At 43.6% G+C, this 15781-nt stretch carries 18 protein-coding genes and 1 pseudogene; 9 read left to right on the forward strand and 10 right to left on the reverse strand.

Annotated elements, in window-relative coordinates; all coding sequences use genetic code 11:
* A partial coding sequence (locus AC1MDJ_RS04040; protein WP_479689674.1) for a flagellin N-terminal helical domain-containing protein occupies positions 1-193 on the reverse strand: 193 nt, incomplete at its 3' end.
* A 375-nt stretch (positions 194-568) separates the two neighbouring features.
* Here AC1MDJ_RS04040 and AC1MDJ_RS04045 point away from each other — a divergent pair.
* The 6 genes from AC1MDJ_RS04045 to AC1MDJ_RS04070 all read left to right on the forward strand — a co-directional run bounded on the left by AC1MDJ_RS04045 (position 569) and on the right by AC1MDJ_RS04070 (position 5161).
* The gene (locus AC1MDJ_RS04045; RefSeq protein ID WP_479689675.1) at positions 569-994 is read left to right on the forward strand and encodes an Hsp20/alpha crystallin family protein; all 426 of its coding nucleotides are present in this window, start codon (positions 569-571) and stop codon (positions 992-994) included.
* Between the two features lie 6 nt (positions 995-1000).
* Positions 1001-1945: a DnaJ C-terminal domain-containing protein gene (locus AC1MDJ_RS04050; RefSeq protein ID WP_479689676.1), complete on the forward strand. Its 945-nt coding sequence runs from the start codon at positions 1001-1003 to the stop codon at positions 1943-1945.
* A 15-nt stretch (positions 1946-1960) separates the two neighbouring features.
* Positions 1961-2251, forward strand: a complete 291-nt coding sequence (locus AC1MDJ_RS04055; RefSeq protein WP_479689677.1) for a heat shock protein transcriptional repressor HspR — start codon at positions 1961-1963, stop codon at positions 2249-2251.
* A 21-nt stretch (positions 2252-2272) separates the two neighbouring features.
* The gene (locus tag AC1MDJ_RS04060) at positions 2273-4351 is read left to right on the forward strand and encodes an ATP-dependent Clp protease ATP-binding subunit (protein WP_479689678.1); all 2079 of its coding nucleotides are present in this window, start codon (positions 2273-2275) and stop codon (positions 4349-4351) included.
* Positions 4352-4431: 80 nt separating this feature from the next.
* Positions 4432-4785, forward strand: a complete 354-nt coding sequence (locus AC1MDJ_RS04065; protein ID WP_479689679.1) for a UPF0175 family protein — start codon at positions 4432-4434, stop codon at positions 4783-4785.
* Positions 4706-5161, forward strand: coding sequence for a PIN domain-containing protein (locus AC1MDJ_RS04070; protein WP_479689680.1), 456 nt, complete (start codon positions 4706-4708; stop codon positions 5159-5161). The genes AC1MDJ_RS04065 and AC1MDJ_RS04070 overlap by 80 nt, the downstream gene beginning before the upstream one ends.
* Before the next feature lie 69 nt (positions 5162-5230).
* Here AC1MDJ_RS04070 and darG read toward each other — a convergent pair whose 3' ends face one another.
* The 3 genes from darG to AC1MDJ_RS04085 all read right to left on the reverse strand — a co-directional run bounded on the left by darG (position 5231) and on the right by AC1MDJ_RS04085 (position 7535).
* The gene (darG, locus tag AC1MDJ_RS04075) at positions 5231-6268 is read right to left on the reverse strand and encodes a type II toxin-antitoxin system antitoxin DNA ADP-ribosyl glycohydrolase DarG (RefSeq protein WP_479689681.1); all 1038 of its coding nucleotides are present in this window, start codon (positions 6266-6268) and stop codon (positions 5231-5233) included.
* A 15-nt stretch (positions 6269-6283) separates the two neighbouring features.
* Positions 6284-6925 (reverse strand): type II toxin-antitoxin system toxin DNA ADP-ribosyl transferase DarT, encoded by a 642-nt coding sequence (gene darT, locus AC1MDJ_RS04080; protein WP_479689682.1) that lies wholly within the window; start codon positions 6923-6925, stop codon positions 6284-6286.
* Positions 6926-7256: 331 nt separating this feature from the next.
* Positions 7257-7535 carry an HNH endonuclease gene (locus tag AC1MDJ_RS04085; RefSeq protein ID WP_479689683.1) on the reverse strand — a complete coding sequence of 93 codons (279 nt, stop codon included), beginning with the start codon at positions 7533-7535 and terminating at the stop codon, positions 7257-7259.
* A gap of 48 nt (positions 7536-7583) precedes the next feature.
* Between AC1MDJ_RS04085 and AC1MDJ_RS04090 the strand changes: the two genes are divergently transcribed.
* Both AC1MDJ_RS04090 and AC1MDJ_RS04095 read left to right on the forward strand, forming a co-directional pair.
* Positions 7584-7715 (forward strand): hypothetical protein, encoded by a 132-nt coding sequence (locus AC1MDJ_RS04090; protein ID WP_479689684.1) that lies wholly within the window; start codon positions 7584-7586, stop codon positions 7713-7715.
* Between the two features lie 95 nt (positions 7716-7810).
* Positions 7811-8239 (forward strand): HI0074 family nucleotidyltransferase substrate-binding subunit, encoded by a 429-nt coding sequence (locus AC1MDJ_RS04095; protein ID WP_479689685.1) that lies wholly within the window; start codon positions 7811-7813, stop codon positions 8237-8239.
* A gap of 117 nt (positions 8240-8356) precedes the next feature.
* Here AC1MDJ_RS04095 and tgt read toward each other — a convergent pair whose 3' ends face one another.
* The 6 genes from tgt to AC1MDJ_RS04125 all read right to left on the reverse strand — a co-directional run bounded on the left by tgt (position 8357) and on the right by AC1MDJ_RS04125 (position 15162).
* A complete protein-coding gene (gene tgt / locus AC1MDJ_RS04100) occupies positions 8357-9481 on the reverse strand; it encodes a tRNA guanosine(34) transglycosylase Tgt (protein ID WP_479689691.1) in 1125 nt (374 codons plus the stop codon).
* Positions 9482-9542: 61 nt separating this feature from the next.
* A complete protein-coding gene (locus AC1MDJ_RS04105) occupies positions 9543-10052 on the reverse strand; it encodes a hypothetical protein (RefSeq protein WP_479689686.1) in 510 nt (169 codons plus the stop codon).
* A gap of 103 nt (positions 10053-10155) precedes the next feature.
* The gene (locus AC1MDJ_RS04110) at positions 10156-11976 is read right to left on the reverse strand and encodes an acyltransferase family protein (RefSeq protein WP_479689687.1); all 1821 of its coding nucleotides are present in this window, start codon (positions 11974-11976) and stop codon (positions 10156-10158) included.
* Position 11977: 1 nt separating this feature from the next.
* Complete coding sequence (locus tag AC1MDJ_RS04115; protein WP_479689688.1) at positions 11978-13192, reverse strand: ATP-binding protein; 1215 nt, start codon at positions 13190-13192, stop codon at positions 11978-11980.
* Positions 13193-13396: 204 nt separating this feature from the next.
* Positions 13397-14674, reverse strand: coding sequence for a hypothetical protein (locus AC1MDJ_RS04120; protein ID WP_479689689.1), 1278 nt, complete (start codon positions 14672-14674; stop codon positions 13397-13399).
* Positions 14602-15162 (reverse strand): hypothetical protein, encoded by a 561-nt coding sequence (locus AC1MDJ_RS04125; protein WP_479689690.1) that lies wholly within the window; start codon positions 15160-15162, stop codon positions 14602-14604. Before AC1MDJ_RS04125 ends, AC1MDJ_RS04120 begins: the two co-directional genes overlap by 73 nt.
* Positions 15163-15390: 228 nt before the next feature.
* Here AC1MDJ_RS04125 and AC1MDJ_RS04130 point away from each other — a divergent pair.
* A pseudogene (locus AC1MDJ_RS04130) lies at positions 15391-15781 on the forward strand (Rpn family recombination-promoting nuclease/putative transposase); the annotation flags it as partial.

The following is a 15781-nucleotide window of genomic DNA, read 5'->3' on the forward strand; positions in this document are numbered from 1 at the left end:
TAGCCTTTGATAACCCGCTTATCTGTGTCCTTAACTTATCTGATATAGCTATACCCGAAGCATCGTCTGACGCATGGTTTATACGCAACCCACTAGATAACCCCTCTATTGAATGTGATAATGCCTTCGCACTACTGCTGATACCTCCCTGCACCAACACAGCCGCCGTATTAGTATAAACACTAAATGACATACCCAATCCTCCCTGCAAATACTAAACAAATAAAAAAAGCTGATAGAATAGCCCCTAAATATATACATAACATATATACATAAAGAACTTCCACCAGCCTGATTCCCTCATAGCTTAACTAAATTGTATGTGAACTATAGCAGAAAAAGGGGAGGTTGTCAAGAGGAAAATGCATACCTTTAACACCTAAATAGGGGCATTTTAACTGTGGCATTACAGATAAAAATGATAAACACAAAAAACTTTAAATTTTTATGAAAAAAAACTTGACATGGGTAATATCAAGTTTTATAATATAGTCACATAAAATTATATACTTAGATGATAATATTATATCTAAGTGTATCAAAACAATTAATTTAAGGAGGATTGCTTATGATTGCTCGTTGGGACCCACTAAAGGACATTCTGAACCTATCAGACCGCGTTAACAACATCTTTCGTGATGTGAATGGCGGAGAGTCTGGCGGACAGTGGACTCCGCCCGTTGATATCTACGAGAATGATGATGAGTTAGTGATATTAGCCGAACTGCCCGGTGTTGCAGAAGATAGCATTGACATTCAAGTCAATGACGGCTTGCTCTTGATACGTGGCGAAAAACAATCGCCCATTGACAAAGACTCTGAAAGCTACTACAGGCTGGAGCGTCCGTTTGGCAAATTTGCGCGCTCGTTCTCTGTGCCTAGCAGTGTTGATGTGTCAAAGGTGTCTGCTGCATTGAAAGACGGCGTGTTGACCGTTGTATTAAAGAAAGATAATTCAAGTAAATCAGTCACCATTAAAGTGACGAAGGACTAAACTGCTTTGAGTAATAGTTATTATGACATTTTAGGCGTTAGCAAGGGCGCAAGCGATGACGAGATAAAAAAAGCGTATCGCGCCCTTGCGCGCAAATATCACCCTGATGTGAATCCCGATGATAAAGTCGCTGAGGCAAAGTTTAAGGAGATTTCGGAAGCCTATGCCACATTGTCGGATAAGGACAAACGTTCGCAATACGATAGGGTAGGGCATGACGCTTTCAAGGGGGGCGGGGGTGGCTACGATTTCAGCAATATGAACTTTGACGATATGCGCAGCTTTAAGTTTGGCGGAGCATCTATGGAAGACCTGCTTGGCGACCTATTCGGCGGGGGCAGGTTTGGCGGTTCACGTTTTAGCAGGGGTGCTCCGCGTTCGCGCAAGGGTGCTGACTACGAACATCGCTTGCAGATTGGGTTTGCTGACGTGATGAAAGGTAATGAATACGAACTTGCCGTTCAAGCAAACTATGGTAGCGACCACAACGAGCGTATCAAGGTGCGGATACCTGCAGGGGTGGATAAAACTTCCAGAATACGTGTAGCTGGTAAGGGCGGTGCGGGTGCGAATGGCGGAGCAAACGGCGATTTATACATAGTGCCGATTATACCAGAGCACCCCGTCTATAAGCGTGAAGGGGCAGACCTATCCGTCAGACTTGATATAGATGTATTTGAAGCAATGCTAGGCACTAGCATTGAGGTGCCAACCCCAGACGGGGCTATAATGCTGACTATTCCCGCTGGCACACAGGAGGGACGCAGATTCCGCGTGAAGAGCAAGGGTGTGCCTGCATTGAAAGGTGGTGGCAGGGGCGACCTATACATAGTAGCTCATATAGTCGTGCCCGATGTTGCGGACGATAAAGACAAGAAGACCCTGCAGAAGTTGATGAGTGCATACCCGCGCCCTGATAGGCAGGCGATGTTAGAGCTTGGAAAAGTGTAGGCATATATATATATTATGGCTAAACCAGTATATGTGATTAGCGTAGTGGCGGAGATGTTGGAAATTCACCCGCAGACCATCCGCCAATATGAGCGGCTCGGCTGGCTAAAGCCTTTCCGCACTGAGGGCAACACCCGCAGGTATAGCGATGATGACGTGGAACGGCTGAAGCGCGTGCTAACTCTCACAAGGGAGCGAGGCATTAACAGCGCAGGGGTTGATATGATAATGGAGCTTTACGAGCATATTGACGAGCTAGAGGCAGAGGTATTAGAGCTGAGAGATAGACTAGACAGATACGGATAGAACTAATCAAGAGGGTAATTTATGTATCAAGAGATGCCAAAAGACGATGCGGGAGCATTCACAAAATACACGATAGACCTAACAAAACGCGCAAGAGAGGGGAAGTTAGACCCCGTCATCGGCAGGGATGAGGAGATTCGCCGCGTTATACATGTGCTATCGCGCAGGACAAAAAATAATCCTGTGCTTATCGGCGAGCCGGGTGTCGGCAAGACTGCCGTTGTAGAGGGGCTGGCAAGCCGCATTGTGGCGGGAGATGTACCAGAATCACTGAAAGACAAGATAGTTGCTACGCTTGATTTAGGCGCATTGATAGCTGGTGCTAAATATCGCGGCGAGTTTGAAGAGCGACTAAAAGATGTCTTGAAGGCAGTCACTACTAGCGATGGTGAGATTATCTTGTTTATAGATGAGCTGCATACGCTTGTGGGTGCGGGAGCTATGGAGGGGGCTATGGATGCGGCTAATATATTGAAACCCTCACTAGCGCGTGGAGAATTACACTGCATAGGTGCAACTACATTAGATGAATATAAGAAATATATAGAGCGCGATGCCGCACTTGAACGGCGTTTCCAGATAGTAATGGTTAAAGAGCCGACCGTTGATGATGTTGTCTCTATCTTGCGCGGACTAAAGGAACGCTATGAGTTGCACCACGGGGTGCGCATAAAAGACTCTGCCCTTGTTGCGGCGGCTTACCTTGCTGACAAGTATATCAGCGACAGGTTTATGCCCGATAAGGCGATAGATTTAATAGACGAGGCTACTGCCAAGCTACGTATGGAGATAGACAGCCTGCCGACTGAGCTTGACGAACTGGAACGCAAATGCCGACAACTGGAGATAGAGCGTGAGGCACTGAAACGTGAGAATGATAATGCTTCTAAAATGCGATTAGAAAAGGCTAATGAGGAGCTAGAAGCCCTGAAATGCAAGGCAAATACTATGCGGGCGCAATGGCAGGCGGAAAAGGCTGTTGTGTCAGATATGCGCAAACTAAAGGCTGATATAGAATCGTTCAAGCAAGATATTGCCGTTGCCACGCGGGCAGGCGACTACACAAAGGCGGGCGAGCTACAATATGGAAAGTTGCCCGAACTAGAAAAAAAGTTAAAAGAGGCTGAAATCCGTGTGAAAAGCACCCCCAGTGGCACAAAACCGCTGATAAAGGAAGAGGTTGACGAGGAGGACGTTGCAGCGATTGTATCAAAGTGGACGGGCATTCCCGCTACAAAACTGATGCAGGAGGAGGCGGACAAGCTAATACACATGGAAGAGTATCTGCACAAGCGTGTTATAGGGCAGTCTGATGCCGTGTCAGCTGTGAGCGAGGCTGTGCGTCGTAGCCGTGCAGGGCTGAACAACCCTGACAAACCCATAGGCTCATTCATATTTATGGGACCAACAGGCGTAGGCAAGACAGAGCTGGCAAAGGCACTAGCGGAATATCTGTTTGACAGCGAACAAGCTATGGTGCGTATGGATATGAGCGAGTATATGGAGCCACATTCTGTGGCAAAGCTAATTGGTGCGCCTCCGGGCTATGTGGGCTATGACGAGGGCGGGCAGCTGACCGAGCGTGTTCGCCGTCAGCCTTATGCTGTGTTGCTGTTTGACGAGATAGAGAAAGCGCATCCCGATGTGTTTAACGTACTTTTGCAGTTGTTAGACGACGGCAGGCTGACGGATGCTAAGGGTCGGATGGTTAGTTTCAAGAACACTATTATTATTATGACGTCTAATCTAGCGGAACCTGAAAAATATTTCCGTCCAGAGTTTATTAACCGCATAGATGATATTATAAAGTTTCATTCGCTTGATGAAGCGCAACTACTGGAGATAGTGCGGTTGCTGTTAAATGGTGTTTGTGCTCGGCTAAATGGTATGGGCATAACTGTCAGCTATACTGATGCGCTGGCAAAGCATATTGTTGATAGTGGCTACGACCCGAAATTTGGCGCACGCCCTATGAAACGCACTATACAAAAACTGGTTGAGAATAAGCTAGCCGAAAGGGTCATCACAGGGGACATCAAACGAGACGATAACATAAAGCTAGACTACACAGGGGGGCAACTGGTAGTAGAAAAGTTGTAAGGCAGGGGGAGCCACCCCCCTAGACGGGGGAGGGAGAACTCCATCGTCGACTACAGCTTCTAGCCCAACCAAGCATATAATTGCCTAAGAAATCCTTGACAACAACATTTAGGTTTGATAGAATTAGCAGGGCAGGGGGAGTAATGCTACTAGATTTACCGATACCTTACGATGTAAGCGAAGCTGAAGCACGGCTTGCGCTGGCTGTGGGGCTGTTTGAGGAGCACAAGGTTTCAATAGGCAAAGCCTCTGAAATAGCGGGGGTAGAATATCACACTTTTTGGGATTTGCTTGTTGAGAAAGGCGTTCCCGTGGCTATCTACACGGCTGATGACGTAAGGCAAGAGCTTGAAAATGTCAACAAAATTTTTACAGAACATAATAGTATCAGACACCAGCTGTCTAATCGCTCTCACGAATATAAAACGGCTTGAACTCCTCAAGGAGTTAGCCCGCTCTGTTGTGATTACTCCTGAAGTTGCGGCGGAGTATGGCTTGCCGCTCCCAGAATGGATTTTGATTAAATCTGTTGCAGATGTAAGCAAAACAGAACGGCACAAGACGAAGTTACACATAGGAGAGGCAAGTTCAATCGCTTTAGCTGAAGAATTAAGGAATGTGCTGTTAGTTCTTGATGACGCAGAAGCACGTAAATACGCAGTCAAGTTTGGGTTTAATATAACAGGAACATTAGGGATACTAATGCTTGCACACAGGCAGGGACTTATTCAAAACTTGGCGACAGAAATTGAAAAGCTGAGAGCAATAAACTTCTGGTTGCCAAGAGATGTAGACACGCTAATCAGATAAAAGCAGGAAATAGCATAAACCTTTAATGCTCGCCCTGCCAACTATCATATTGACTAATGGAACTTATCCCTAGCAATAACAACCGCTATCAGTCAAATGTGCCAGTGCTATTTCAATCTGTCGCTGGCTAAATTTTTTCTTTTGTTTCCCCCATGCGTGGGTACGTTCAACGATGTTTTCTTGCGTAGCACCTTCGTGTCTCGTCAGCCAATGAACTGTTGAGAGAAGTTCCAGACCGAACTTCGTTTCAAAGCCGTCAACAAGCCTTGCCACACGATTTATCCGCTCGCTGGTGTCTGCGTGTTCAGTAAGAAATGCCATAGCCCCACATTCCGCACCAGGGACTAGTGTAATCTGTTTATCAGGCTTGTCGCCACCATCCGCATAGCCAGACAATAAATGCCCCTCTACAGCGTTAAGGACGTGTGAAAGGTTCTCGGCATAAGGACCGTAAGGTGCTTTAACATATTTCAAACGTAGCGGTTCACCGCACTCTTGCAAGAAATACATCAGCTTGTGGATTTCAAGCAATGAGATAAACGGGTCAAGCAGCCCACCAAGATATTGTCGCGTTAGTGCAACTAATGCCGCGCGACCGGGTGTCATCTTCGGAACAGCGCGGTTTTTTGCCATAACATTTGCGACCGCTACACCGCTCGGTTCAAACACCTCAATTTGCACATCTGGCAGTTGAGTTGATGCCATTTCAATATATGGTTTGACTTCAGTCCAATTCAATCCGCCTAGCCCGCATCCAAGCGATGGAATGGCGATAGACGATATGCCCTGCGATTTAATGACGTTGACTAAATCATCAAGTCCTGCTCTGATGTCTTCAATCCTGCTTGCACCACGCCAATGACGTTTTGTAGGGAAATTGATTATGAGTTTCGGATTTATAAGACTATTAAGTTCAAACACAAGCATTTTGCCGGGCACAACTTCACCACGTTTGCAGGCAACTTCATAGAACTTGAAGTTGTCGGGGAACTGCTTTTTGAACTGCAAAGCAATCCCACGTCCCATTATACCGATGCAGTTGACCGTGTTCACGAGTGCCTCGGCATTACTAGCAAGCAAATTACCGTTCGTCTTATACGTAATCATATCAGTCCACCTTATTTAATAATACCACGAACGTTCAACACTTATTTGCGGTCGGCTTGTTTCGGCTTCAAGAATTTTACAGACTTCCGAATACTGCTCTAATGAATACACGCCTATTTTTTCCACAAGTTGCCATGGTAGTGATTTTTCCACTAAGAACTCCGCCTGCTTTTTGTCCTGCCGTCCACTCCACAGAGTTGCCCGAATAGCATTCCAGTCAAGTTTATCTAAGTCCGCTAAATCTGCAAAATCCTCAAAACAACGTGACCCAGCATTTGATTCTGTAAACGCCCATTTCCGCCCTTCCTGTTCTGCCCAATTGATAACGTTCCTCATACTGAATACTAAATGAACTATCGGCTCTTGTCCACCACGGTATTCAATATCTTGGTGATTTGCCCTTGATAACATATAGAGCATCGGAGAGCGAGGACAAAAATAAAATGGGACGCAGTCCCCAACGTGCAGACCGACAGAGGATAATGGCAACGACAACCTGCGCTCCTTTATCTTCGTCATACCGATTGTAACTCCAACAGAAGGACGCTTTTGTATTTCTGCATCGGAAACTAAAAACCCTTCCTTCAAAATAGCGACTAGCTTACTAATGTGGACAATATGATATACCTTAATTTCATTGAGGTCAATATCATTCATCCTTCATCCTCCTGTGCTATTCATCTAACCTTTTTGGGAATTTTACCGAAAAATCAATGGGCTGTCAAGAAAAAAGGAAATCTGGTAGCCACTCATAAACTTCTATTTACATTGTCACCCAAGTTTTCTTGCGTAGCACCTTCGTGTCTCGTCAGCCAATGAACTGTTGAGAGAAGTTCCAGACCGAACGGCGTTTCAAAGCCGTATAAAGCTAGACTACACAGGAGTGGGGCAACTGGTAGTGGAAAAGTTGTAAGGCAGGGGGAGATCCCCTCTCCCTTGACGGGGGAGGGGTAACCAAAGCATTGGTTTCTCCCTCAAATTAGAGCATTTAATGTTTAGAGGTATGACAAGCATTACAAATAGAAACAAGCCATTCAATAGGTTCTCTTCCTATATTCTTTGCATATTTCAAATGATGAACTTGGGTAGCGCGAGCACCGCAATATACACAATGCCAATTATCTCGTTTGAGCACCACATAACGTTTTCTTTTCCAAGCGTCCGATTGAAGGTAGTCGTTTCTATAATAATCTCTACGCCATTCATGCTTAGATTTATTAAATAAAAATACGACAACCATTAAAACTAAAAAACCGATTAGCTCCATTGCGTTAACCTACTTAATAATTGTTCAAATATTATACTACAATTTTTAATGAAGTTATTATTATCTACAACGAATGGAGAAACAAGAGGCTACACCGGTGGACTAATCAACTTTGAGGCAATATTCAATAATATCAAGCTAGACTACGCAGGGGGAGAGCTAACGATAGCAAAGTATTAAGGACACTTGCTTTTCCCTCTTCATAGTGTTATAGTAGCACATTCATATAAGGCTTTGTTGACAAGATGACAAAGCTGAGTTTTGAGGGATATAAAATGGAACAGGATATACGGTGGGTGCAACGGCTGCAAAACTTTTCAAGGGCGTTTATCCTCCTGCAATCGGCGTTTGAAGAACAAGAACAATTTACTCGGCTTGAAGAAGAGGGGTTAATTAAAAGGTTTGAAGTTGCCTTTGAGCTTGCTTGGAAAACATTAAAAGATTACTTAGAATACACGGGTTTATCTATCCCCGAAGCAACCCCGCGAAGGGTTATTCAAGAGGCGACTACCGCAAAAGTGCTTGAACGAGCAGAAGTTCAACCGAATATGTTAATAGATATGTTGCTCGCAAGAAATCTCTTGTCTCATACGTATGATTTTGAGAGGTTTCAGGTGGTTTTGCATAGTATAAAAGCCGAGTATTTAGCTCAACTTAACAATTTGTATATATTCTTTTTGGAAAGAGAGAACGAAATTGAGTGATTTGGGGCTATCTTACGTGAACACATAGAACGTGTCGGCATTGACATATTCAACAGGGAGCAAGGCTCACTAGTCAGTGTCTAGTGAGTCTTTAGAGTAGAATAACATGATAAGCGACTAATGAAAAAGGTTTTTGTATCCTCTGAAAGTTCCGTTTATAATTGCCTCTCGTGCACCGCGCACGAGCGACAGATAGTAAGTGATATTGTGGATGCTGTTCAGTCTGAACGCCAGCATTTCACCACTCTTAAATAGGTGGCGCAGATACCCGCGCGTAAAGTTGCGGCAAGTGTAGCAGTTGCATCCTTTATCTATAGGCTCACCGCTCATTTTATGCTCTTCTAGTTTAATATCCAGCGCACCCGTTGACGTAAACAGTCTGCCGTGTCGGGCATTGCGTGTAGGCATTACGCAGTCAAACATATCCACCCCAAGCTCTATAGCTGTTATAATATCGGTAGGTGTGCCAACCCCCATTAAATAGTGTGCCTTGTCGGTTGGGATATGCCCCATAACCCTGTCCACCACCTCATACATAACTTCGTTCGGCTCGCCTACGCTTAAACCGCCTATGGCATAGCCGTCAAAACCAATCTCCGCTAGCTCGCCCGCACTCCTCTGCCGCAAGTCGTGCTCAACACCCCCCTGAACTATACCAAATAATAATTGCTTACTATTTACCTGTTCTTTGTATTGCTTGCAACGCAGTGCCCATCTGGTTGTGAGTGCTAATGATTTTTCTACATATTCGTATTCGCTCGGGTTAGACACACACTCATCAAGACACATCATAACGGATGACCCTAGTTTTGTCTGTATTTCTATTGATTTCTCCGGAGATAAAAATAGACTTGCCCCGTCTAGGTGCGAGCGGAATGTTACTCCTTCCTCTGTAATCTTGCGATTTTCAGCTAGACTGAATACTTGAAAGCCACCGCTATCCGTCAATGTTGGTTTATTCCACGCCGCAAAGCGCGATAATCCACCGAAATGCGCTACTACGTCCTCGCCCGGTCGTATGTGTAAATGGTATGTATTGCCCAGCACAATCTGTGCGCCCGCTTCGTCTAAATCTGCAGGCGATAATGTTTTAACTGCACCCAACGTGCCTACGGGCATAAAGACGGGCGTTTGAACATCGCCGTCCTTAGTGTGCAAGACACCCGCCCGCGCTCTGCTATCATTTGCCCGTGCAACTATCTCAAAGCTCAACACAAACACCCAATCATCAGTCACCCCCATCTGTCTTTCGCAACCAACCACACTACATACTATTTCCTCTCCCGTAGGGGGAAGAAACATCTCACTTAGTTTTTCGCATCCACCCCAGAATGCGCGAGTTGGTAATATAGCAGCCCGTCTTTCTCTCACGCAAAGCTTCCTGCTCTCTGAAAAATATAGCACCCTGCCTGATAATAGTAGTAGACTGAGTAGTCTCCTGTATTACAACGCCCGCCTCGCCTTGTTTGCCCTTTAACACGACTATGTCGTCTGCCTGCGGGCAACCACTGGGGCTAGGGTTGGTGAACTGATAGAGCTGCATATTATCGTTAAATGAGCCGTCTGGCAGGTCTATGTCAAACCAGCTGAGAATGTTATCAGAGTGATTGGCAGGTAGCGGATGCCCTAAGTGTTTGCTATAGTAGCGGCGGACGAATTCTCCTGATGTGTAGTTTGTGCCAGCACCACCCGCATAAATGGAGATGCCATTAAGTGAGTCAACTATATCGCCAGTTCTCGGCTGTACATGAAAATACGCTATCATTAACAAACCACAGAGCACAGCGGGCATAATAAGACGCTTATGTTTCATAGCTTTTACTATACGCTAGCTAGGCTATTTCTGCAAGAGTAATTGCGACTAGAATCGCATTTCAATATTCAAGGCTCATATTTTGTTCATTTTTGGCTAAAATTTATGGCTGAAAGATTGGTTCATATAAATTTCTTACCTTGAATGTTCCTTTGATTGACATATGATGTTCATCAACATACATAACAGTATCTTCCAGCACACCATAGCAATATCTGCTATCGCATAGCATTGCAGCTGGGTCTATAAGACGGGCATTAAAGCTACGGAGCAGCGGGATAATATAGCTCCATTGAGCGTTGTATTCAGCCAACGTTTGCCTTGTCTCAAGCCGTCTATAGACATGGTCGGGGATATTGAAGGCAAACACTGGCACAGGCAACTGTAGCCATACACGCACATTTGGGTTACGCTCTTTTACTGCGTTTATAGTATTTTCAAGCCCATATTTAAGTGCGTCTAAATCTTTTAGCCCATTGTCTGCAACAAGGTCGTCCATATCCCAGCGGATAACGATAACTAGGTCGGTTATATTATCTCCACTTATGACCTCTTTTAGGCGAGTTTGATATTGCTTGTGCTTGCCGAAACCCGTCCTGTGTGTGCCAAATAGTGGCGAGCCATGTGCAGCTAGCGTGCAACGTCTATTGTTTTCACCGCATAGTGTTTCAAATATGGTATATACAGCTTCAGTATGGCTATTTCCCATAATGAGTATGCTTGATGTAGCATTAGAATTACCTAATGTGTAGAATTCTCCCCATTTTAATTCTGGAAAGTCCTTTATTTGTGCCTGATAGTTGTCATAGCGCACATCGCGCGGAGTATATTTCTCTATAGCTACCGACCCTGCCATAAACACTATAATAACAGACATCGCTGCCACAAACAGCTTGCTCCTGCTGGCTAGCAGATGTTTCTTCCTAATGGGCTGTTCAACGAGCCTATATGAGTTGGCGGATAATAGATATGTGGCTAAAACAAGCGTGATAACACCCCTAATATCTAGGTGTGCACCGAACTGATATTTATAGAACGTGATTAGCACCCAGTGCCATAGATACATTGCGTAGGATAGTCTGCCGATGTGAACAAACGGCTTCCACGCTAACACCCTGCCCACTATGCTGCCATCCCCTGCTAATATGCACAATGCCGCACCCGCTACGGGGATAAGCGCAAGAGCACCGGGAAAATGACTTTTGTTGACGTATCCCAATGAGACAACGCTAACACAGATTAGCAATAAACCAGCTATGCCACAGATGTAAGGCGGTGTGACGTTGGCTCTAGCTCTATAAACTGCTAATATTGAGCCTGTCAGTAGCTCCCACGCTCTAAATGGTAGCATATAGAACACTAACGGCTGTTCTCTAAATACAAAATGGATATTCAACGCAAAAGATATGAGCCACAGAAAAACTAAACCTTTAAGTGCATGTTTGCCTGCATATTTAACCAGCAAGAACAATACTATCGGAAATACTATATAAAACTGTTCTTCTACCCCTAGCGACCACGTGTGTAGCAGTGCTTTGGTAGCATCGGGCAGGGCGAAATAGTCAGTATCTTGCCAGAAAAATATGTTGGACGAGAATAGGAACATATACCTTAAAGACACAAGGTAGTTTAGCAAATACGCTGGAGAAAACAAGCAAACCGCAAGCACAGTAGCCACAAGTGCCATAAAAGCTAGCGGCGGAATTATACGTCTAATGCGTCTCTCGTAAAATTTTAGGAAACTAAAGCCCTCGCCAGTCGTCTCCCTGTATATAATACTAGTGATTAGAAAGCCCGATATAACGTAGAATATATCCACGCCCGCATAGCCACCGCCAAATAACTTGGTAAAGTCTAGGTGAAAGAGTATTATAGGGATAACAGCAAATGCCCTTAACCCGTCTATGTCAGCACGATAGTTCATATCAAATATCCCATATAGAAATAGCGTTTGCCCTAGCTGTAAGCGGACGAGCTTTGTCAGTCAGGCATATTAGCGCACCATAATCCACATTATCGGTATAATTTGCCAGTTTCTCAAACCCTGCAATATCATTTTTGTTTGGGTTAGAGGTCTTTTTAATTTCTATCGGGTAGAGCTTGCCATTCTGCTCAATCAACAAGTCTATCTCCACCTGCCCATTGTCGCGATAATAGTATAGTGCAGGGAAAAGCCCGTTATGGTGGTATGATTTGATAATCTCTGATATGACAAAGGTTTCAAATATAGCCCCGCTCATAGCACCAGTTTCAAGTGCTTCGGATGTATTCCACGATGTCAGGTAGGCTACAAGCCCAGTGTCCATAAAGTATAGCTTGGGTCTTTTAATATACCGCTTAGAAACATTCTTAAAGTATGGCTTTAACATATACACTATGCCCGATGATTCTAATATTGACAGCCATGCTTTAGCCGTGTTTGGAGCAATACCTACATCCCTTGCAATTTCGGCAATATTTAATTCCTGTGCCGTTCGTGCTGCAACAACACTTAGAAATTTGACAAAATCTTGCTCATTGTTAATATTGGCGATGTGGCGCACATCTCTTTCAATATACGTTTTGATATATGACGAGTAGAAATTTGTCCACTGGTCATCATCCTTGTCAACTATTTCAGGATATGCCCCTTTCCAGATAATTTTATACGTATCGGGCAAACTACGTCTTTTTAGAATGCTGGGTTGCTCAAATGCTGGCAAAAATGGTTTCTGTTGCTCCCCAAGCCCATCACGTTCATATACAGAAAAACCCAACATATTGATGATAACAACACGTCCAGCAAGGCTTTCCGATACTCCTTTCATCAGCTCAAACTGCTGAGAGCCAGTCAGCCAAACTAACCCATAAATATCGGCACTATCGGCTAGCATTTTGATATATGGGAAAAGCTCTGGTGCGTATTGGATTTCGTCTATCATAACGGGCGGTTTATAGGTCTGTAGGAAAAAATCTGACTCGTTCTTAGCCAGTGTAAGGTCTCTAGGGTTATCTAAGGTGGCATAAACACGCTCATTACTAGCGATGTGGTGCAGAAATGTTGTCTTGCCAACTTGGCGCATACCAGTAAGCAGGACAATCTTAAAATTGTCCGAAGCCTTTAGCACTACACGTTGAAGCGTCCTCTCCCGATACAACATACACGGCACCTTAACACATTTTTTACCGAAATGCAACCGTATTGCATTTCGGTCGGACTGATATTAAAAAAGTCTTGACTTATCAATTAGTTGACTATTATAATATTGCACATTAGATTAGTCAGGATTAGAATGAGCAAAAGCGACTATGCAATCCCGCTAGCATTTGTTTAGCAATAGCATTATATAGCCTATGTTGCTGTTTCATTTTCGCATAAATATCGTCCACGTTCCTTGTTCAATGACAGGTGTCAGCCCGCTGAAGCTCTTGAACTGCTCGCTGGCGTTATCTACCAACACGTATTTATAAGCTATTTCGTCTAATAGCGCAACGATTTCAGCGGGAGTTTTCTTTGCAAAATCACCTTCATACACACATCCTAGCTTTCTAACCCGTTTCTCTTTTTCATATAGTCCAAAATAAGTTTCTGGTCCCTCCTCACCTATAAGATAAACATCACGCTGGCTGATAATTGAAAACATTCCTCTCCTTTTATGGTATGGGTCTAAAAGCAATCTGTCATTCTTACTGGTCAACTTGCGAAACTTATTTGCTATCTCGTAAATATCATCTGTCATTTCCGTTCTAACAAGTATTTCTGTGGGTGTGGTCAAAAATAGGTTTCTATCAGGACGCATACCCTCATGTATAGTCCATAACGTGGCTAATAGGCAACCTAACCCTAAAAAATAGTGTTTATATCCAAATAGGCGAGCTGATATGCTTTGTTCATCTATATAACCTTTTTTCACAGCAAACTCATAAGCTATCAGTGGTGGCAAACACCACAGAGCAGCCTTACTTCTAGCTGTAAAGATTATCACCCATAAGATAAGGGCTATAATGTAATTCCCCCTTGATAGTTTATCATCAAAATAATTGACAAATAAAATTCGCATCAACAAAAACGGGTATGGCAAATATTTAGAAATGAACAGCATAGTCAAAAATAATGAGCCTAAAATATTTGTGAACAGATAGTTAAGGGCAAGGGCGATAAAGAACGAGGTGGCAAAGACAACAGCTGTCAGACGAACTCTCTTGGCAGAGACTGATGAACCAATCCATAGCCAAAATAACACAACAAATAAACCTAAAATAATGCTCTGTCTAACAAATGAATGTAGTCCTTTTGTAAAGGCGTAGTGCATTGGATTATAATGAAATGCTTGCCTTAAAGAGGTTATAATCTCAAAAATGTCTTTAGGGTGGGAGTTGAAATTCGTCAATTGGGGAGGCAAGCTAACAGCAAGGACAGCTATCACCAAAAAAATGAAACCTTTCCATATAGATTTGTCCAGTTGCTTGTTTATAATACAATCTACAATGTATAAAACCGCTATGGCACAAAAACTCCACAAGCCAGATTGCGGGTGCAAGGCAAATGCCACTGCTGATACGACAAGGGCTAGATTCCAGTGCTTACACTGCCCCCCCCCCCCCCGTCGTAGGTCGTAGCTGGGCGGAATGTAGGCAGACATAATGCAAAGGCGAGCAGCCCAACAAGGATGGTTACGTCGGTTTGGCTTATTCCAATCCCCACCTTTAAGCCGTAAGCACCAATGGTACCCGGTATAAATGGGTTATAAAGGGACATATACATAAACACGGCACATAGCACAGGGTGCTGAAGACGTAATCTCCACGATATAACAGTCATCAGCAGCGCAGTCAATATAGCACCTATCGTAGCATATAAAACCCTAGTTTGCTCATAAGTAGCCCCTAGTTTCATTAAAAATGCTGAGAACTTATAGATTATAAATTTTGCTGGGATAACTCCATATTTATCATAAGCTACTATATCGGGGTTGTCAGTCAACAATTCTTTGTCATATAGGTGCAGTTCCATAGGGGCATAAATAGGGTCATTATGATGGATATAATTGCTAGAAGTAGCCACCACAACGGCTAACGTTACAATAAACGCCAGCAGATACGCTTTGTTTTGTGTGATTTTGTTATACATTGCTTGCTGTCCCCAATCTCTTTGCTATTTCATCAGCGACAAATATTCAGGGGGCTGTCCTAGATTTTTATCTAGTCAACCCTGCCTTATTGTGAATTTTAGCCCATTTTTTTAGTGTTGTCAATAGGTTGTAGAGACTATCCCTGCTTTGCTGTTATAACAAAACTGAAACAGCATAGTTCCATACAAAATCTTGACAAGCTACCACTTCTATAATACTATTGGTCTATGTCAGATACTGATACCAACAGAGAGTATAAGGATAGCGTATTTACAAAGCTATTCTCTGATAAAGAGAAGCTCATTGAGCTATATAATGCCATTGATGGTGTTAGCTATACAGTTTCAGACGGAATTACAATCAATACCCTAGAGAATGTTTTGTTTATGGGCAGACGAAACGACATATCATTTACTATAGCAGATAAGCTAGTTGTTTTAATGGAACATCAATCAACTATAAACGATAATATGCCGTTGCGTTTTTTAGAATATATAGCTCGTTTATATGAGGGTATAGTAGATGACGAGGCTGTGTATAAGAGAAACAGGTTGACAATACCCCGTCCAGAGTTTATAGTGTTATATAATGGCGTTACTTCGTTAAAAGCAGATGATT

The organism is Candidatus Termitispirillum reticulitermitis, from assembly GCF_054655775.1.